The following is a 19642-nucleotide window of genomic DNA, read 5'->3' as shown; positions in this document are numbered from 1 at the left end:
TGATATAGATCGTATGAATAATAATTACTTTATTTCTGCTGCTTTTTCATCAAATAATTCAGAAACAGACCAATATCTTTCTCCTGTATCATAGTTGAAGGTTAAAATAGTAGCTCCTTTTTCTATTTCTGGTAATTTTTTAGCAATAGCAGCTAAAGATGTACCTGTAGAAATACCAGCCAAAATACCTTCTTGACTAGCAATTTTATTAGTATAAGCATACGCTTCTTCTTTACCTATAGTGATAATACCATCAAAGATATCTGTATTCACTACTTTAGGTATAAATCCTGCACCAATACCTTGTAATGGGTGTGGACCTGGTTTTCCTCCACTTAAGACAGGAGAGTTTTCAGGTTCTACAGCAAACACTTTTAATTTAGGAAAAACTTTTTTTAACTCTTCTGCTACTCCAGTGATGTGTCCACCTGTTCCTACTCCAGTGATTAGATAGTCAATACCTTCAGGGAAGTCATTGATGATTTCTAGAGCAGTTGTTTTACGGTGTACTTCTGGGTTTGCTAAGTTGTTAAACTGTTGAGGTACCCATGCGTTCTCCATTTCTTCTGCTAGTTCAGTTGCTTTAGATACAGAACCAGATGTTCCTAATTCTTTTGGCGTTAGGACAAATTTAGCTCCATAAGCAGCCATAAGCTTTCTGCGTTCGATACTCATTGACTCAGGCATTACTAGGATTAATTTATAACCTTTAACAGCACATGTCATAGCTAGACCAACTCCAGTGTTTCCTGAAGTAGGCTCTATAATAGTAGTGTCTTTATTGATTAACCCTTTTGCTTCAGCATCTTCAATCATAGCTAAGGCAATACGGTCTTTTAAACTTCCTCCTGGATTTTGTTTCTCTAGTTTAATCCAAACATTAATATCATTTGGAAATAACTTGTTTATTTTAATATGAGGGGTATTTCCTATTGCCTCAAGTACACTATTTATTTTCATGATTCTTAGATTTTTTTTGATTAATTAAATTATGAAATTAATTGGTTCAGGATAATTTTCTTGATCTTTAGAATAGCTTTTACTTTTACTATACATTATAGAGTTAGGCTTTACACTTTTGGTTAACCATACATTACCACCTATTACAGTATCATGACCTATAATAGTATCACCTCCTAATATAGTTGCACCAGAATAAATAATAACATTATCTTCAATATATGGGTGTCTTCTTGTATTTGCTTTGTCCTTAGATACAGAAATAGCTCCTAAAGTAACACCTTGATATATTTTTACGTTTTGACCAATAACACAAGTTTCTCCTATCACGATACCCGTTCCATGGTCTATGCAGAAATGAGATCCAATGATAGCAGCAGGATGAATATCAATACCTGTCTTACTATGTGCATGTTCTGTCCATATTCTTGGTAATAGCACTACTTTCTGTGTGTGTAGTTGATGTGCAAAACGATAAATAGCAATCGCATAAAATCCTGGGTAAGCTATGTATACTTCTTGTAAACAAGTAGCTGCAGGGTCATTTTCTAAAATAGCTTGCGCATCTGTTTTAAGTGTAAAGAAAATATGTGGTAAAGCTTCGAAAAAGTCATTAGCTATTTTTTGAGACTTATCTACATCATTATTAATTTTAAATACAATAGAAAGTAACTCTAACTTTAGTGTAGATAAACGGATATTGATAGCTTCTTCTGATAAGTATTTTTTATCTTCTAATTGAAATAGAAAATGAAATAACGTATCAGTGAATTTTTCAATTCTTTGTTTGTCTAAGAATGATTGTGAACTTTCATTTTGTGTCAGTATCTCTCTAACGAAATCATTTTGCATGAATAAACGTAATTTGAATTAAAGTATGTATACAATAAAGGAAATACCTTTTAATATACATAACTATAGTAATATTTGATAATAAATACATTATTATGTAAATGTAAGAATTGTACAACGAAGGTTGAAGAGTGTTTAACAAAACTTTCATTTTATTTATGAAATGTATTTAAAACGGCTTATTTAGAAGACGGATAGTGGCAAAGTATCTATTTGGGATAATAGTTGTTAAAAACAAAGGATCTCTCTTTTTACTATACAATATTATTTTATCTTTGTTAGAGAATTACAAAGGCGAAGTAATTCAATCAGTTATGTGTTTTGTTTCTGAAATAGATTTTTTATTTTAATTTCTTTTGAGCTGGCTACTTAAAAAGGGATTTGGTTTTGTTGTTTTGTTGTTCTATTTCAAAATTTGTGAAACAAAAAAAAATACATACTTAAAATAAAAAGGGTTCCTTCAATAAGGAACCCTTTTTTATTCTAATAACAGTGACTTTAGGTTGATACGATATGCTTTAAGTAATTCTGCTTTAATTAGATATCCTATATATTTTTTGTTTTCTTGTACTAGTACAAATTCTAAGTTGTTAGTTTCTAAAGTCTGCATAATGATTTTAGAAGAATCGTTTTTAGATACAATTATAGGTGTTTCTATTAGGTCTTTAATAGGTGTGAATTTGGTTTGAAACTCACTGAATATAATAGGTCTTACACTATCAAGGTTAACGATACCAATGATTTTTTGTTCACTATCTAGTATAGGAATAAAGGTCTGTTTAGTATTTGCAAAAATATCTACAACAGCTGCGGTAGTGTGTTGTGGTGTTAAAGTCTTAATATCATTTTTAATATAATCACTTGCTATTATAGTTGATAATATATTAGAATCTTTATCAGAAGTGAAGACCATCCCCGTTGTAGCTATAGATTTAATATCCATAGAGTATTTTTCCATGTGCTTAGAGATTGCAAAGCTAATAGATGATACGATTAATAGAGGAACCATTAATCCATATCCTCCTGTTATTTCTGCAATTAAGAAAATACCTGTCAGAGGAGCATGAAACAATCCACTGATTACAGCTGCCATTCCTACTACCGTGAAGTTTTGAACAGGAATCTCCTTTATACCTAATAACTGTAATAGTTTAGCTAGAGTAAAACCAAGATAAGAACCTACGAATAGAGAAGGAGCGAAGTTACCTCCATTTCCTCCACTTCCCATTGTTAATCCTACAGCATAAGTTTTTACTAATGCTGCCCCTCCAACAAAGAGTAATAATACCCATTGTTTATTAGAAAAATCAGCTAACAAAGTATTATTTAGAATAGACTGAGGCGCATCACTAGTTAGTATTTTAATGCTTTCATATCCCTCACCAAAAAGTGTAGGAAAGAGAAAAATTAAGACTGCTAACATAGAAGCCCCTATTAATGCTTTCTTATAAGCACCAAACTTCATACTTGATATATAGTGTTCTGTCTTTCGGAACATTCTAGCATGATATACACAAAAGAAACCAGATAAAATACCTAGTAAAATATAGTAAGCTGTGTTACCTGCATCAAATACCAACTGATTTTTAAAAGAAAGTAAAATGTCTTCTTTGATAATTAAATTCGTTACAATAGTACCTGTAGCAGCAGAAATCATAATAGGTATAAAAGCAGATACAGAAACATCAACTAAGATAATTTCTATAGCAAAAAGAACACCAGCTATCGGCGCATTAAAAGCAGCTGATACTCCAGCAGCTACACCACAACCTAATAATAGTATTCGATCTTTGTAATTAAGCTTATAGTTCTGAGCATAATTAGAACCAAAAGCAGCCCCTGTAATAGCAATTGGAGATTCAAGACCTAACGAACCTCCCATACCTACAGTCAAAGAACTTGTGATAATCTGTGAGTACATCTGCTTACGTGGCATAATACCAGACTTCTTAGCAACAGCAATCATGATCTGATATGTACCTTTCTCAATAGATCCATTTAGAAATTTTCTAACAACGAATACGGTAAGTAAAATACCTATAATAGGTAGAATACTGTTCATATAAGGCAGATGAGAGATGTTGTCTATATAGGTAGCAAGTTTAAATACATTGTGAGCAAAGTACTTCAAAACTGTAACAGCGATAGCAGACGATGCCCCTACTAAGACACAAGAGAAATATAAAAATTGCCTATTGCTTAAGATAGACTTCAGGAAGAATAGTATTCCTTCAGCATACTTAAACACTTGACCAGCGTAGTATTTTATTTTCTTTGGATTTATAATTTTCATATTGCAAAAATAATGTAAAAGAAAACCCTTTTGGTAATAATTATCTAGTTTTGTTATTCGTAATAATAGAAAGTTATAAGATAAGATATTATTTTAATAAGTAACGCTCTGTTTTTCTAAAATCAATTAAATGTTCTTGTAATTGTTTAAAAAAGGCAGAGAAGTGCTCTTCGAATGTATCATAATGTTCTACTAGTTCTGTTGTAGCAAAAGACATCTTAGAGACTCCTTTCGTTCTACGATCCATTTGTGTCAGTATATATCTTAACCCTTCTATAGAACGATATTTTACAAGCCAATTTTCTTCAAGCATAATATGTAAGAAGTTTTGAACCTTAATAGGTAGGGCAGTAAAGTTCTCTTGTAATTCGGTATAGAAACGTTGAGCATATTCTTCTAATGGGATAGAACTGTATTGATTCCAATTTTTCGCTAGAAAGTGATCATAATACATATCTATTAATACTGCTGCGTAATGGTTGTATTGAGGTACAATAAGCTTTTTACTTTTTCTCCATATTTCATGAGTATCTGTATAAGTATCTATTTCTCGATGTAAGATTACACCTTGTTGAATTTTAGTAGGATAATTGATGTAGTCTTTTCCTCGAATACTATCCGCTACAAAGTTTCCTATTTTAAGTAAAGTGTCATCCCCAGAGAGGTATATATGGGCTAAGAAGTTCATAATCTCATTTTGACTATAAAAATACGGTATTTTACAAAATTGTTCAGGCTGTCCCACCTATAATTCTATATCTTTGTGTTAATAAAAAATATGTAATTATGACATTGATTAAATCTATATCTGGTATACGTGGTACTATAGGAGGAAAAGTAGGGGATAATCTTACTCCAATTGATGCAGTGAAATTTGCATCAGCTTATGGAACATTCCTTAAAAACAACTCAAATAAAGAAAGCTTAAAAGTAGTGATTGGTAGAGATGCTCGTATCTCAGGACCTATGATTCATAATTTGGTAGTAAATACTTTAGTTGGGTTAGGTATTCATGTAATAGACTTAGGTTTATCTACTACGCCTACTGTAGAGATAGCTGTTCCATTAGAGCAAGCAGATGGAGGTATTATCTTAACTGCTTCTCATAACCCAAAACAATGGAATGCTCTAAAATTATTGAACAGTAAAGGAGAGTTTCTAAGTGGTGCTGAAGGGCAAATCATTTTAGAAATTGCTGAGAAAGATGCATTTGATTTTGCAGATGTAGATAGTTTAGGGACTATAGAACATAAAGATAACTATATGGACATCCATATAGAGGAGATATTAAAACTAAAGTTAGTAGATGTTGAAGCTATTAAGAAACGTAAGTTTAAGGTAGTAGTAGATGCTGTTAACTCATCTGGAGGAATTATTATTCCTGCTTTATTGAGAAAGTTAGGGGTAGAGGTAGTAGAGCTTTATTGTGATCCAACAGGACACTTCCCTCATAATCCAGAACCTCTAAAAGAGCACTTAGGTGATATCTGTGCCTTAGTGAAAAAAGAGAATGCAGACTTCGGTGTAGTAGTTGATCCAGATGTTGATCGTTTAGCTTTTATTTCTAATGATGGCGAAATGTTTGGAGAAGAGTACACTTTAGTAGCAGTAGCAGATTATGTATTAAGTAAAACACCTGGTAATACAGTGTCTAACTTATCATCATCACGTGCGTTAAGAGATATTACTCAGAAACATGGAGGTACTTATAATGCATCAGCTGTAGGAGAAGTAAATGTAGTAGAAATGATGAAGGCTACTAATGCAATAATCGGAGGAGAAGGTAATGGAGGTATCATTTATCCAGAGACACATTATGGACGTGATTCTATCGTAGGTGTAGCTTTATTCTTAACACATTTGTCTAACTTAGATATGACTGTGGCAGAGTTAAGAGCTTCTTATCCTCAGTATTATATGAGTAAGAATAAGATAGAACTTACGCCTAAGTTAAATGTAGATATGATCTTAGAACAGATCGCTGAAAATTATAAAAATCAAGAAGTATCTACAGTTGATGGTGTGAAGATAGACTTCCCTTCGTCATGGGTACATCTAAGAAAGTCTAATACAGAGCCTATTATTCGTATATATACGGAAGCAGGAACACAAGAAGATGCAGACAGTTTAGCTTTGCGTATGATAGACGAGTTAAAAGTGATTGCTGGAATATAACTATAGAATTATAGCAAATAACAAAGGGAACCAAATCGGTTCCCTTTATTTGTATAATAAGTATTTATTGAATTCTGTATAGTAGTATACTTAGTACAGAATCACTTACCTAGCGCATGAACAAAGGTACTACACCTTTATAATAAAACTATACGGAAATCCTCATTCCGATATAAAAGATGTTTACAAATTATATTTTCTAAAGATACCTTCTTGGAAGGGAGTCCATAAGCAAGCTTTCATCTTAGCTTTTTTTAGACCAGAATTAGCCCAAGTATTGCATGTATATAAGAAGCTATACTTTCCTTCTCCTTCATAAAAAGAATCGTTTAATCCGTATGCTTTATCAGTTTTGATATTAATTATATTGTTATCTGTATCTCGTTTAAATGAAGATAAGATGTAATCGATGAGTATCTGGTACTGTTGTTTGGATAATTTTACTTCTCTTGTGTTTTCGTCTATTTGTATATTAGATAAGTAAGTTGAGTGTATAGCAGTAGTTCCTAATCCAAAGGCAGCATTTAGAGCTATACCAGGTTTTACACTATCCCAATCCTCTACGTCTAAAAAGAATCCTTTATCTCCCCAACCTAATGCGATATAAGCGAAGTTTCTACGTTGTCCTTTTGTATGTTCGAATTTTAGCTCTTTACTCCAATCAATTAAATCTGATTTAACAGGAAACACGAAGTCTGTATGCATACCATTAGTGGTAAGGTACATGGTGAATTCTTGAGGTTCTTCTTGTACTTCATTTACAGTAATATTAGAAAGCCCTCTTGCCGCTAAAAAGTAAATAATAACACATATCCCTAAAGTAGAGATTGAAATTAAGATTATCTTAATTAATAATTTGATGTATTTCATAAAAAATTAGAATACTTATAATGTGCTAATGTAATAATTTACAATGATATTAGCGATGTGGACTTACTTTTATTGTAAATAAAAAATCCTTTCTGATTAGAAAGGATTTAATGATATTACTATTTGATATTAGCAGGTTTTTTGCCTTGGTGTTTCCATCGCTTATGTGTCCAGAAGTAGTATGAAGGCGCTTCTATAATTTGCTTCTCTAATTCACCTAAGAATCGATGAGTCAATTCATAATTAGGAACATCCTCTAGTGCTTCTCCTTCTTTTAATAAAGGAACAAAAGTTGTCTTATAATGCCCGCGTTTAACATATTCTACTTTAAGATACATAGGTACCATATCGAATTTCTTACACAGTGCTTCTCCTCCTGTAAATACGGGAACTTCTATCCCCATAAAGTCTTGCCAACAATTGGCTTTACTCACCATAGGAGATTGATCACTAATAAAAGCATAGACACCATGGTTTTTATTCACTTCATTTTGTCTGATTACCTTGATGGTTTCCTTCATTTCGACAAGTACGGTGTTAAAGCGAGAACGAATCTTCTTAATTAACTTATCGAAGTAAGGATTTGCAATTCTCTTATAGACAGCATAACCTTGGAATTGAATAAAGCGATCTAAGATGATGATCCACTCCCAGTTAGCATAATGTGCACAGAATAGCATGACACTCTTTCCTTGTTTCTCTACTTCTAAGACAGTATCTAAATTCGTAAAGGTAAATCTCTTTTTAAGTTCTTCTTCAGAGATAGTAAATGTTTTGATCATTTCTAAGAAGATATCACATAAATGTCTAAAGGATTCTTTCTCTACTTTTTGAACCTCCTTTTCAGAGAGGTGAGGCATAGTCATTCTAATATTCTCTCTCACTGTTTTCTTTCTGTATCCGACAACTTTATATAACAATACATAGAAGATATCCGAGATAAAGTAAAATATAGGGAAAGGCATCTTAGAGATTAGCCATATTATAGGGTAAACAATTATATATATAAGGAAATTCATTCTGTTTGATTTTGTGCAAAGATAGTTTAATACCATAATCTAACACAAATTTAATAGGCGAGTAGCGAACAATTCTTTATTTTTAACCAAATATTTTTATATGGATATATCTACGGTTACCCTAATTCTTTTGGGGTTAAATGGACTTGTTACTTACAAAGGGCTAAATGATTTTAGCTTTTTTAATAAGTATTGCTTTGATATTAATCAAATTAATAGAGGAGAGCGCTATCGTTTCATAACATCAGGTTTCTTACACGTTGACTGGATGCACTTCGCATTTAATATGTTGACCCTGTATTTTTTTGCAGATATTATTATCCATGTTTCAGGAGTATTATACTTCTTGATAGTTTATGTTGCAAGTTTATTGGTAGGAAATATATTGACCTATCAGTTTTATAAGAACCAACCTCATTACAGAGCAGTAGGGGCATCAGGAGCTATTATGGGAGTATTATATGCGTCTATTATGCTTAATCCTTCTATGAGTCTGTATATGTTCTTTATACCGATTCCTATTCCTGCTTATATATTTGCAGTAGGGTATTTACTGTATTCACTTTATGGAATGAAGAAGAATAATGATGGTATAGGACATACAGCACATATTGGAGGAGCATTAGCAGGTTTAATATTGATTGTATTAAAATATCCTATCTTGATCCAAACAGAATTTAAATTAATAGCAATACTATTAATCCCCGTACTGATTTTAGTGGGAATGTATAGAAGTAAAAGGATTCAATAGACTTTTTTTGGCAATTATTTATGACCTTGGTACTATTTACAGTATGTTTTTTAGATACATTTGTAATATAACAAAGCAAAAAGAAAGTCACAAATGAAAAAAATGTCAATTATGTTCGCGTCATTATTAATGACAACAACAGCTATCGTAGCTCAAAATAACAACGGTGTAGTTGTTCCACAGATTCAAGTAAATGGAGTAGGGAAGGTAAATGTTACACCAGATAAAGTAGTCATTAGAGTAGGAGTAGAGAATAAAGCTGATTTAGCAGCAGATGCTAAAAAAGCAAATGATAAAGCTATCGCAACTATTATCAAATATATAAAGTCGATGAAAATAGAGGATAAAGACATGCAAACAGAACGCGTGAGCCTTTATAAATCTAGAGACTATGAAGAGAAGAAAGATTACTTCTCAGCATCTCAGACTTTATCTATTACATTGACAGATATCTCTAAGTATGAGAAGTTAATGGTAGGACTTACAGAGTCTGGAGTGAATAGAATCGATGGAGTAGACTTCCAGTCTTCTAAGACAGCAATGTATGAAGCAGAAGCTCGTACACTAGCAGTAAAAGAAGCAAAACAAAAAGCTACTGATTATGCAAATGCATTAGGGCAAAAAGTAGGTAAAGCTATTTTAGTATCTGACAGTAGTGCATCTACACCTATTATCGTTAGACCGATGGCAATGATGAAAGCATCAGCAGACTTCGGAGAACAAACTATCGCTTTAGGAGAATTAGAAGTAGTGTCTAATGTGTCTATTAGTTTTACGTTAGAATAGTAAGTTTTTTATTTATAATTAGAGAGGGCTGTCAGATATCTGGCAGCCCTTTTCTCTTTTCTTATTTTACGTAGTCAAACTCTAGTTCAACTTCTTGTTTTTTGGCAATTCTTTCAGCTTGTAATGCTCTTAGTTCTACACGTTTTATTTTACCACTAATAGTCTTTGGTAGCTCTGTCACAAACTCTATCTTACGTGGCATCTTATAAGGTGCTAGATGTTCACGAGAGTATTTAAATAACTCTTGTGCTAAAGTTGCAGATGCTTTAGTATGGTCATTTAAGATAATAAACGCTTTTACTTCAAACCCTTTTACTGGATGAGGACTCGCTACTACAGCAGATTCTACTACATCATGATGTTCTAGTAATACACTTTCTACTTCGAATGGGCCGATGCGGTAATCAGAAGCCTTGATCACATCGTCATCTCTACCGATAAACCAGATATAACCATCTTCATCTTTATATGCCTTATCACCAGTGTAGTATAATCCGTGTTTAAATACCTCACTCTGTTTTACTTTGTCGTATAAGTATTCTTTGAATATCCCGTTTAGCTGTCCTGTACCTGTTCTTACACAGATATTTCCTTCCTCATTGATCGCTACTTCTTTTCCATCATCATCCGCAATGACAATGTCGTATAAGAAAGTAGGTTTACCCATAGAACCATATTTTAGCTTAGCATTAGGATAGTTAGCGATCATACATGTACTTTCTGTTTGACCAAAACCATCTCTAACAACTAATCCAGTTCCTTCTTTCCATTCCTCAATGATCTCAGGGTTTAGAGGTTCACCAGCTGCTACACATTTCTTTAGGCTAAAGTTGTATTTCTTTAGATCCTCTTGTATGAAGAAACGAAGTACAGTAGGAGGAGCACATAGAGATGTTACCTCGTGTTTCTCTATCATCTCTAGAGTTTTTGCCGCATTGAAGCGTTCTTTCGTAGCAAAAGCAAATATAGTAGCTCCCACATTCCAAGGTGCGAACAGACTACTCCAAGCAAATTTAGCCCACCCAGGTTGTGAGATATTATAGTGAATATCATTGCGCGTAAGTCCTATCCAAGAGGTAGTAGTAAGGTGTCCTAGAGGTTGACTTAACTGAGTATGACAGACTATCTTAGGCATTCCTGTAGTACCAGAGGTAAAGAACATAAATAGGGTATCATCAGGTTTAGTCATTTCACCTTTTGCCTCTTTGCTCTGTTCATCTAGTACAGTCAGTGGGTACCAACCTTCTCTTTGTCCATCTACGATAATCTTTACAGGGATCATTATACCAGATTCTTTCTCTGCTTGATCTATCTTTTCTACATTGTCACTATCAGCTAATATTACTTTAGGAGCTATCTTTTGGAATCTGTATACTAGATCTTTTACACCTAATATACTTGCAGCAGGAGATAATCTATACCCCGCTTTTATTGTAGCTAAATGCGTTACCCAGTTAATGCGTTGTAGCATCATTTGTGTTAGAATCACATCATCTTTTTGAATCCCTTTAGAACGCAAGAAGTTAATCAATTGGTTATACCTGTCATGTAAGGTCTGAAAGGTGTAGTGATGAGTCACTTCTCCATCTGTCCATAATAGGGCAGTCTTCTCAGGTGTCTCTTTTACGTGTATATCTTCATACACTTCTTGTACCCAGTTAAAGTACTCTGGCTTTTCGATTTTTAGATCATGTAAGGCATCGTAATTCTGATCGATGAGTAATTCACCGATTTGTTTATACAAATCTTTCATTCTTTATTAAATTAGTTTTTGGTAGGGGTAATTTACAGAATTAAGATGTATATAAAAATAAAATAATCAATTATGAATAGATAAAGTGCTTGTTTTTAGTGATTTTAATTAACTAAAATGCAATAAAAAGTAGTGCAATATGATAATTGAATAATTTAAATTCGCTCAGTAGAGTTGTTTTTTAACTATTATTAATAAGAGTTGTTTATCACTTTAAAAATGATAAAAATGAATTTATACTAGTTGATTTGTATTTTAATTGAAATTAATCAACTAGGTATGTATATTTTTTGAAGTAACTCTTCGTATTCTTTTTCTACTTCACTAGACGAGGTTATTCCTCCACCACTTTTATACACCAGTTGATTAGATTGTTGTTCTATAAAGCGAATCATCACAGCACTATCAACGCTTTCACCATCATAGATACCACATACTCCAGTATAGTAATTGCGGTCGTATTGTTCTGCTTTGGCTATTATATTTACCGTACTTTCTTTAGGAGATCCAGTGATAGAGCCAGCAGGTAGTAGTTTGCTAAATATAGTTCCTATCTCCTTGTGCCAATTAGGAGATAGCTCTCCTGCTATCTCAGAACTCATTTGTAAGATAGGTCCTTTAGAAGTCTCTAATCGATCTAGATATCTAAATCGGTTCACTCTTACTTTTTTAGAAACAATGTTTAAATCATTTCGGATCAAATCAACAATCGTATAATGCTCTGCCGTCTCTTTTTTATCCTTTAAGAGCAATTCACTAGCATTAGGAATATCTGCTTTAATAGTTCCTTTCATAGGATAGGAGTATATCGCATTATCCTTGATCTGAACGAATATCTCAGGAGAAAAACAAGTGAACTGATTTTTTACCAGTAGTTTATACTTTGCCTTAGTAGTATGATAGATATCTTCTAGGGTATACGCAGAAGTTAGAGGAGTAGCCACAGTGAGGTTAATAAGGTATGTGTTTCCTAGCTGTAACTCTTGTTTGACGATATCAAACTTCTCTTGATATTGTTCAAAGCTAAGGGGAGTAGCTTCTATTTTTAGATCAGAGATACGCTCTTTTGGTTGTGTATTGCTTATTCCGTTGAAGTTATATTTTATTTCTTCTTGATCAATATCTTTTAACGGTTGGATGATACAATCATTTCCATCATAGCTAATGATAAAAAGGAAAGGAATTCTCTGTGATCCCAATGAGTTCATTAGAGAGATAGTTGTATCTTTGAGCACCATATTTAATCAAGTTTAAAGGTTCAAAAGTACAAAATAGTTTATGAGTGAAATCAAACAAATTGTTATAATAGATAATCATGACTCGTTTACTTATAATTTGGTTCAACTCTTTGATGAGAACGAACATTGTAATATTACAGTAATTCCTCATGATGAGGTTGTTTTAGAATCTTTGGATAAGTTTGATATGCTTGTTTTATCTCCAGGACCAGATGTCCCTCGTAGTTACCCTATCTTGTTTCGAATATTAGATAGATATAAAGCAGACAAACCGATCTTAGGTGTTTGTCTAGGGCATCAGACTATCGGAGAGTACTTCGGAGCTAGATTAGAGAATCTGTCTTATGTCTATCACGGACAGTCTACTACCTTACATTATAGAACAGAAGACACTTTATTTACTACTATAGATACCCCTGTTTCAGTAGGGTTATATCATTCGTGGGCTTTATCGACTAATGATTTTCCAGAAGAATTAGAGGTAGTAGCGCTTAGTGATGAAGGAGTTATCATGTCTATTCGCCATAGAACATATAATATTAAGGGAGTACAGTTTCATCCCGAATCATATATTACTTCTCATGGTAGAGAAATCATAAATAATTGGGTGTTATCCCTATAATGGTTAAATTATTTATTGTGTTTTGCTTGTAATAGCATTTTTTTATCAATCATTATAGAGTTTATCTATCATATTTTGCAGTATAAATAATATAAAAATTATCTATCTAGTAATAGTATAGCTATAAAAATTCTATATTAACAAAGAAAGATATAGGGAATTATATAATTGATATAACTACTGTTTTTTCATCATTTTAAAGCCTATTTAGGATAAAAAATATCTATCTAATTCATTAAATAAATGAGAATAGATACTCTAATTTTGCACTGTGAAAAAGAAATTATTAATTACTAAATGATTTAGAATACAATGCAAGCAGGAGTAATAAAAGATGAAAGAACACGCAAATATTTGCCATGGCTAGGAGCTCTAGCTATCTTTATGCAAGCACTAGATGCTACAATTTTAAACACAGGATTACCCTCTATCGCTAAGAGCTTAGGAGAGTCGCCCTTAGGGATGCAGAGTATCATCGTGTCCTATACATTGACAGTCGCTTTATTGATTCCGTTGAGTGGGTGGTTAGCCGACCGATTTGGTACGAAGAGAATCTTTATCCTAGCAGTGGGGCTATTTACGTTAGGTTCTGTATTCTGTTCTATGTCAGCTACCTTAGATCAGTTAGTTCTAGCACGTATATTTCAGGCTGTTGGAGGAGCGATGATGGTGCCTGTAGCCCGACTAACTCTTATCTATGCTTATCCTAAAAACCAGTTGTTAAAGGTGATTAACTTTATCACCATACCAGGATTGATAGGACCTATGCTAGGACCTGCAGTAGGAGGTTTTTTAGTAGAGAAGTTGTCTTGGCATTGGATATTCTTAATCAATGTACCAGTAGGTGTGATAGCAGTACTTTTTGCTAGAAAGATTATCCCTAATTTTACCAATACGGTAGGGCGTTTTGACCTTCTAGGATGGGTGTTGTTTAGTGGAGGACTGACTACCTTAACTTTAGTAATAGAGAAATGGAATAGCCCGACAATATCATCAGTACAATTAATTACACTATTTATTGTAGCGATGCTGATGGGAGTAGCTTATGTATTCTATGCTAGAATGACAAAAGAACCTTTGATTAAATTGAGCTTATTTAAGATTACCACGCTTCGTTTAGGGTTGATTGGTAACTTAATTACACGTTTCGGAATTGGGGGAATGCCATTGATGATCCCTTTATTATTACAAGTAGGATATGGATATTCAGCGATGTACGCAGGGATGATGATGATACCACAAGCCTTGTCTAATTTGGTCTCTCGTAACTTCGTAGTACCTATTGTGAGACGTTTTGGATACAGAAGTACGTTGATTACCAATACAGTACTGACAGGGTTGTTAATCAGCTGTTTCTTCTTTATAACGCCTACTACGCCTTATTGGGTAATTATCTTACTGATGATCGGTAACGGTGCTTTTAACGCGATACAGTTTACCTCTATGAATACTATTTCTCTAGCCGATTTAGATCAGGATACCTCTAGTGAAGGAAACAGTCTGCTATCTGTGACACAGCAGTTAGCAGTAAGTCTAGGGATATCTTTATCAGCGATGGTATTGATGTTGTTTCAGAACAGTCAGATTGCAGAATCAGGTGATAAGATAGGCGTGTTTAGATATACTTTCTTAGTTATGGGATTGATTACGATACTGTCTAGTTTAGTATTTACTAATCTGAGTAAAGACGCAGGATCAAGTATGTCTGGAGCGCGCTCGTATAAAAAAGAATAAAAACATTGTCTCTGTTTTTTTAAATAGTTACTTTTCTTTAAAAATAAGTAGAGATGGAGATAAGAAAGATGGAAGTAAACGATGCTGATGTAGTTGCTAATCTTTTAGAACAAATGGGATATCCTAATACCTTAGGTTTTTTACCTCATAGAATAGCAGAAATGAATAACTGTGAGAGAGAGTCACTCTTAGTAGTAGAAGATGAGGGACAAGTCATCGCCTTTATCTCAGTACACTTTATTCCTCAGATAGCTTTAGAAGGTGATTTTGCAAGGATAAGTTATTTTGCTGTAGATCAGGATATCAGGAGTAAAGGAGTGGGGAGGTTAGTAGAAGAACACGTCACAGCCCTAGCGAGAAGAAGGGGGTGTGATAGAATAGAACTACACAGTCATAGTAGAAGGACAGATGCACATCGCTTTTATTTCAGACAGGGGTATGAGGATGTACCTAAGTACTTAGTCAAGCATTTAAAGTAGAATTTCAGTCTTAGAGGAATAGGTCAGAAAACATATATTATGAAGCAGTAGTAGACTTTGGTTTACTACTGCTTTTTTTATGCGCTTTAGTTTTGTATTCTTTTAAAATTGTTCCTCATTTTTTTCTTTTTGAGTAGAAAATAGCCTCTTAAAACATCGTTTTTATAGTTTTCAGACTTCTTTTTTTCATTTTAAAGGCGAAATAATGGATATATCGCTGTTTTTATAAAAAATAAGGAGTGTTTTTTTTGGCGTGAAATTATGTTAATTAACTGATAGTAAGGTTGTTATTTGGTTTTGTGTTCTTTTTAGCACTTATCTACCATAGCTCTTAAGCCTAGCGTTTATGGGGATTATAAGGAAATCCTTCGACAATACATGGACAATAGTCCGATAATGGTGGAGTAGAGCGTATGTTAGTCCAATAAATGTCCTTTTATATTCCACTTATTGTTCTTGTATTCTATGTTGTGATAATATTTAAAATAGATGGGAATAGAAGTTCTATTAATACACTTACATTATCCTATTCTGATTTAAACACACTTCTAATGACAGCTTTTAAAAGAAAGAGAAAAATAGAAGTGTAAAATTGAGGATTCTGCAATCGCTCTTTTTAGGGTTTGATAGGTAGAAAAAGTAATCTTCGGGAGAGGATTTACTTCTTTTTAGACTAAATTCTCAATATGAACTATTAATAGAAAAATACAGTTTAGTGCATAAAAGAAGAAGAAAAGATACTTATTTAGGTTTATTACAACTTTTATAGAAAGCTTTTTATTCCATTTACGAGACTTTTTTGAATATATATAATATATACTTAAATGTAGTAAATAAGAGGGTTTCATGGTTTTATCTGTTTATAAATTATGAATAATATAATAGATTTTCTTTTTAGGGATCTGAAATGAATATAATGATTTTTACTACTGTTTAGTTGTGTTTATTTGAAAGAATACATATAGAATATGGTGTATTGCTATTTGTTATGCTAATTAAATTTGTTAAAAAGAGTATTGTGGTATGGAATTTGTCTTTTTGTTAAAAGAGCAGCGTATTCTTTAGAAGTATTAATACTATTTATAATGATTATATACTTTATTATAACTAATTATTTTTTTAAGGAACGTTATTTATGTTAAAAATATTTGATAATTTTAAATACAAGTTCACATTGATTGTAATATTATATTGATGTACGTTAATGTGTATAGGTAGTGAGTAAAACCAAATGAGGGCTGATATATGTCATCTTTGAAATAACACTAAAATTATACTTTTAACATATAAATAGAGAAAACGATTAGAGTCTATTTGAAATTAGAATATAAAATTGTTTATAGGATGTTTTTGAGTGTATCAAGACACTTTACTCTTGTAGAATGTATGTATCTAAAAGAAGTAAAAACGAAAAAATACTCCATAATAAATAGAAGTAAAATATAGTACTGATTTTCTAAATAGGCTTTTAGTAACAATAATAAGGATTCATTAATTATTAAAAACAAAGTACAAAGATGAACACACTCTCACGCAAGATTGTAATGGCCGCGACAGGATTATTTCTTTGCTTTTTCCTATTAATTCACTTTTTAGGAAATACACAGTTATTTTTAGAGCCAGAACACGCAAGACTTAGCTTTAATGCGTACTCGCATTTTCTAACCGGAAATCCATTGGTAAAAATGGTTTCTTATGTTTTATATGCTTCTATTATAGGACATGCCATCTATGCTTTAATTATTACTTCTAAGAACAAGGCTTCTGGAGGTACTTATAAAAAAGATAATAGAGGTAGAGCTAGTAAATGGTACAGCAGAAATATGGGAGTATTAGGGACAATAGTTTTAATCTTTATTGTTCTGCATTTTCAAAACTTTTGGTATGTGTATAAGTTTGGAGAAATAGGCATCGATGCTAATGGAAACAAAGATTTATACGCAGTAGTAGTTACAGCATTCCAAGAGCTGTGGTTAGTAGTGGTATATGTTATCGCGATGGTAGCATTGTGTTATCACTTGATCCACGGAATTACGAGTGGAGTAAGAACGTTAGGTTTATTTCACCCAAAGTTTGTACGTTGGGTTAATATCTTCGGAGTTACTTATTCAGTAATTATCTGTGTAGGATTTGCTGCAATGCCAATTTTTATTTACATCACTAATCTTAAAAACTAGCTATGAAATTAGATGCAAAAATACCTCAGGGGCCATTAGAAGAAAAATGGTTTAACTATAAAAAAACTGCTCGTCTGGTAAACCCTGCGAATAGAAAAAAACTTGATGTAATCGTTATCGGAACAGGATTAGCAGGAAGTTCATTAGCCGCTTCTCTAGGGGAGATGGGTTATAATGTAAAAGCTTTTTGTTTTCAAGATACACCTCGTCGTGCGCACTCTGTAGCTGCACAAGGAGGGGTGAACGCTGCAAAAAATTATAAAAACGACGGTGACAGTGTGTACCGTATGTTCGTAGATACATTAAAAGGAGGAGACTTTAGAGCGCGTGAAGCGAACGTGTATCGTCTAGCAGAATGTTCTCTTAACTTGATCGACCAAGCGGTAGCTCAGGGGGTTCCTTTCGGTAGAGAATACGGAGGATACTTAAACAATAGATCATTCGGAGGAGTACAGGTAAGTAGAACCTTCTACGCAAGAGGTCAAACGGGACAACAGTTATTATTAGGTACTTACCAAGCGTTAATGCGCCAAGTGGATAAGAAAACAGTACAACTATACTCTTCTCATGAGATGCTAGATATCGTGGTGATCGATGGTAAAGCAAGAGGTGTAGTAGTGCGTAACTTAGAGACTGGTGAGATAGAGAAACACTCAGCACATGCTGTAGTATTAGCAACAGGAGGTTTCGGTAAAATTTATTACCTATCTACTTTAGCGATGGGATGTAATGGATCTGCTATTTGGAGAGCACATAAAAAAGGAGCTTATTTCGCGTCTCCTAGCTGGACTCAGATTCACCCAACTTCATTACCTCAGTCTGGAGATTACCAATCTAAACTAACATTAATGTCAGAATCACTGCGTAATGATGGACGTATATGGGTACCTAAAAAAGCAGATGATACAAGAGAGGCAAATGATATTCCAGAGGATGAAAGAGATTACTACTTAGAGCGTCGTTATCCTGCATTCGGAAACTTAGCACCTCGTGATATCTCATCTCGTGCAGCTAAGGAGCGTATCGATGCTGGACATGGTGTAGGGCCATTAAAGAATGCGGTATACTTAGATTTCTCTAAAGCAATCAAAGAACAAGGACAACCAAAAATCGCTGAGAAGTACGGAAACTTATTCCGTATGTATGAGAAGATCACGGGTATCAATGCGTATAAAGAACCAATGAAGATATCTCCTGCTGCTCACTTCTCTATGGGAGGACTATGGGTAGATTATGAGTTAATGACTACTATTCCTGGATTATTTGCATTAGGAGAAGCGAACTTCGCTGATCACGGAGCGAATAGATTAGGAGCGAACTCATTGCTTCAGGCTTCTGTAGATGGATACTTTATCGCACCTTATACGATTGCTAACTATCTAGCAGATCAGATTAGAGTAGGTAAGATCTCTACAGATCATCCAGAGTTCGACAAAGTGGTGACTGAGAATAAAGAAAAAATAGACCAATTATTAAATATAAAAGGGGATAAGTCAGTGGACTACTACCACAAAAAATTAGGTAAGTTATTATATGATTATTGTGGTCTAGCTAGAACAGCTGAAGGGTTAACTTATGCAATCGAAGAGATTAAAAAGTTAAGAGATGAATTTTATAAAAACGTTCATGTTCCAGGAGAGAATGATACCATGAATGCTGAATTAGAAAAAGCAGGACGTGTAGCAGATTATCTAGAGATCGGTGTGTTAATGTGTTATGATGCATTGACTAGAAACGAGTCTTGTGGAGCACACTTTAGAGAAGAGTACCAGACAGAGGAAGGGGAAGCTGAGCGTAATGACGCTGAGTTCCAATACATCTCTGCATGGGAGTGGCCAGGGTCATTAGATAAAGAGCCTATCTTGAATAAAGAGGAGTTAAAATTCGAATTCGTACAACCAACTATCCGTAGTTATAAATAATTAAAAAAGTC

The 19642-nt window shown here is 33.4% G+C and carries 16 protein-coding genes; 8 read left to right on the top strand and 8 right to left on the bottom strand.

Features of this window, described 5'->3' with window-relative positions:
• Positions 1–24: 24 nt before the first annotated feature.
• The 4 genes from cysK to BK054_RS17500 all read right to left on the bottom strand — a co-directional run bounded on the left by cysK (position 25) and on the right by BK054_RS17500 (position 4793).
• Complete coding sequence (gene cysK, locus BK054_RS17515) at positions 25–960, bottom strand: cysteine synthase A (protein WP_006258461.1); 936 nt, start codon at positions 958–960, stop codon at positions 25–27.
• Positions 961–984: 24 nt separating this feature from the next.
• The gene (locus BK054_RS17510; protein ID WP_006258460.1) at positions 985–1812 is read right to left on the bottom strand and encodes a serine O-acetyltransferase; all 828 of its coding nucleotides are present in this window, start codon (positions 1810–1812) and stop codon (positions 985–987) included.
• 478 nt (positions 1813–2290) lie between these two features.
• A complete protein-coding gene (locus tag BK054_RS17505) occupies positions 2291–4105 on the bottom strand; it encodes a chloride channel protein (protein ID WP_006265777.1) in 1815 nt (604 codons plus the stop codon).
• 88 nt (positions 4106–4193) lie between these two features.
• A complete protein-coding gene (locus tag BK054_RS17500; protein WP_006261698.1) occupies positions 4194–4793 on the bottom strand; it encodes an ACP phosphodiesterase in 600 nt (199 codons plus the stop codon).
• Positions 4794–4891: 98 nt separating this feature from the next.
• Between BK054_RS17500 and glmM the strand changes: the two genes are divergently transcribed.
• On the top strand, positions 4892–6280 hold the full coding sequence (gene glmM / locus BK054_RS17495) for a phosphoglucosamine mutase (RefSeq protein ID WP_006258457.1): 1389 nt from the start codon (positions 4892–4894) through the stop codon (positions 6278–6280).
• A 183-nt stretch (positions 6281–6463) separates the two neighbouring features.
• On the opposite strand, the gene BK054_RS17490 is transcribed toward glmM, so the two are convergent.
• Together BK054_RS17490 and BK054_RS17485 are read right to left on the bottom strand one after the other, a co-directional pair.
• The gene (locus BK054_RS17490; RefSeq protein WP_006264168.1) at positions 6464–7150 is read right to left on the bottom strand and encodes a TIGR02117 family protein; all 687 of its coding nucleotides are present in this window, start codon (positions 7148–7150) and stop codon (positions 6464–6466) included.
• A gap of 119 nt (positions 7151–7269) precedes the next feature.
• Positions 7270–8169: a lysophospholipid acyltransferase family protein gene (locus BK054_RS17485; protein WP_006258455.1), complete on the bottom strand. Its 900-nt coding sequence runs from the start codon at positions 8167–8169 to the stop codon at positions 7270–7272.
• A gap of 100 nt (positions 8170–8269) precedes the next feature.
• Between BK054_RS17485 and BK054_RS17480 the strand changes: the two genes are divergently transcribed.
• Both BK054_RS17480 and BK054_RS17475 read left to right on the top strand, forming a co-directional pair.
• Positions 8270–8920, top strand: a complete 651-nt coding sequence (locus BK054_RS17480) for a rhomboid family intramembrane serine protease (RefSeq protein ID WP_006265776.1) — start codon at positions 8270–8272, stop codon at positions 8918–8920.
• Positions 8921–9013: 93 nt separating this feature from the next.
• Complete coding sequence (locus BK054_RS17475; RefSeq protein ID WP_006265775.1) at positions 9014–9706, top strand: SIMPL domain-containing protein; 693 nt, start codon at positions 9014–9016, stop codon at positions 9704–9706.
• 61 nt (positions 9707–9767) lie between these two features.
• Here BK054_RS17475 and BK054_RS17470 read toward each other — a convergent pair whose 3' ends face one another.
• Both BK054_RS17470 and BK054_RS17465 read right to left on the bottom strand, forming a co-directional pair.
• A complete protein-coding gene (locus BK054_RS17470; protein WP_006265774.1) occupies positions 9768–11459 on the bottom strand; it encodes an acyl-CoA synthetase in 1692 nt (563 codons plus the stop codon).
• A 269-nt stretch (positions 11460–11728) separates the two neighbouring features.
• A complete protein-coding gene (locus tag BK054_RS17465) occupies positions 11729–12697 on the bottom strand; it encodes an aminodeoxychorismate synthase component I (RefSeq protein ID WP_006261694.1) in 969 nt (322 codons plus the stop codon).
• Between the two features lie 40 nt (positions 12698–12737).
• Here BK054_RS17465 and BK054_RS17460 point away from each other — a divergent pair, with 40 nt between their 5' ends.
• The 5 genes from BK054_RS17460 (at position 12738) to BK054_RS17440 (ending at position 19631) form a co-directional block, all read left to right on the top strand.
• Entirely contained in the window at positions 12738–13319 is a 582-nt protein-coding gene (locus BK054_RS17460; protein ID WP_006261693.1) for an anthranilate synthase component II, read from the top strand.
• 312 nt (positions 13320–13631) lie between these two features.
• Positions 13632–15053 carry a multidrug transporter subunit MdtD gene (gene mdtD, locus BK054_RS17455; protein ID WP_006265773.1) on the top strand — a complete coding sequence of 474 codons (1422 nt, stop codon included), beginning with the start codon at positions 13632–13634 and terminating at the stop codon, positions 15051–15053.
• Positions 15054–15106: 53 nt separating this feature from the next.
• Positions 15107–15532, top strand: a complete 426-nt coding sequence (locus BK054_RS17450) for a GNAT family N-acetyltransferase (protein ID WP_006265772.1) — start codon at positions 15107–15109, stop codon at positions 15530–15532.
• Between the two features lie 1517 nt (positions 15533–17049).
• Positions 17050–17709, top strand: a complete 660-nt coding sequence (locus tag BK054_RS17445) for a succinate dehydrogenase cytochrome b subunit (protein WP_006265770.1) — start codon at positions 17050–17052, stop codon at positions 17707–17709.
• Between the two features lie 2 nt (positions 17710–17711).
• Positions 17712–19631, top strand: coding sequence for a fumarate reductase/succinate dehydrogenase flavoprotein subunit (locus BK054_RS17440; protein WP_006258446.1), 1920 nt, complete (start codon positions 17712–17714; stop codon positions 19629–19631).
• Positions 19632–19642 lie beyond the last annotated feature (11 nt).

The organism is Myroides sp. ZB35 (genome assembly GCF_001865835.1).
Lineage (GTDB): Bacteria > Bacteroidota > Bacteroidia > Flavobacteriales > Flavobacteriaceae > Flavobacterium > Flavobacterium odoratimimum.
Note: the sequence above shows the minus strand (reverse complement) of the source record. Positions and strands in the feature narration are given on the sequence as shown.

Bases quoted from the DNA above. Each gene is read 5' to 3' on its own strand.
- cysK (WP_006258461.1), bottom strand. From the start codon at position 960: ATGAAAATAAATAGTGTACTTGAGGCAATAGGAAATACCCCTCATATT.
- BK054_RS17510 (WP_006258460.1), bottom strand. From the start codon at position 1,812: ATGCAAAATGATTTCGTTAGAGAGATACTGACACAAAATGAAAGTTCA.
- BK054_RS17505 (WP_006265777.1), bottom strand. From the start codon at position 4,105: ATGAAAATTATAAATCCAAAGAAAATAAAATACTACGCTGGTCAAGTG.
- BK054_RS17500 (WP_006261698.1), bottom strand. From the start codon at position 4,793: ATGAACTTCTTAGCCCATATATACCTCTCTGGGGATGACACTTTACTT.
- glmM (WP_006258457.1), top strand. From the start codon at position 4,892: ATGACATTGATTAAATCTATATCTGGTATACGTGGTACTATAGGAGGA.
- BK054_RS17490 (WP_006264168.1), bottom strand. From the start codon at position 7,150: ATGAAATACATCAAATTATTAATTAAGATAATCTTAATTTCAATCTCT.
- BK054_RS17485 (WP_006258455.1), bottom strand. From the start codon at position 8,169: ATGAATTTCCTTATATATATAATTGTTTACCCTATAATATGGCTAATC.
- BK054_RS17480 (WP_006265776.1), top strand. From the start codon at position 8,270: ATGGATATATCTACGGTTACCCTAATTCTTTTGGGGTTAAATGGACTT.
- BK054_RS17475 (WP_006265775.1), top strand. From the start codon at position 9,014: ATGAAAAAAATGTCAATTATGTTCGCGTCATTATTAATGACAACAACA.
- BK054_RS17470 (WP_006265774.1), bottom strand. From the start codon at position 11,459: ATGAAAGATTTGTATAAACAAATCGGTGAATTACTCATCGATCAGAAT.
- BK054_RS17465 (WP_006261694.1), bottom strand. From the start codon at position 12,697: ATGGTGCTCAAAGATACAACTATCTCTCTAATGAACTCATTGGGATCA.
- BK054_RS17460 (WP_006261693.1), top strand. From the start codon at position 12,738: ATGAGTGAAATCAAACAAATTGTTATAATAGATAATCATGACTCGTTT.
- mdtD (WP_006265773.1), top strand. From the start codon at position 13,632: ATGCAAGCAGGAGTAATAAAAGATGAAAGAACACGCAAATATTTGCCA.
- BK054_RS17450 (WP_006265772.1), top strand. From the start codon at position 15,107: ATGGAGATAAGAAAGATGGAAGTAAACGATGCTGATGTAGTTGCTAAT.
- BK054_RS17445 (WP_006265770.1), top strand. From the start codon at position 17,050: ATGAACACACTCTCACGCAAGATTGTAATGGCCGCGACAGGATTATTT.
- BK054_RS17440 (WP_006258446.1), top strand. From the start codon at position 17,712: ATGAAATTAGATGCAAAAATACCTCAGGGGCCATTAGAAGAAAAATGG.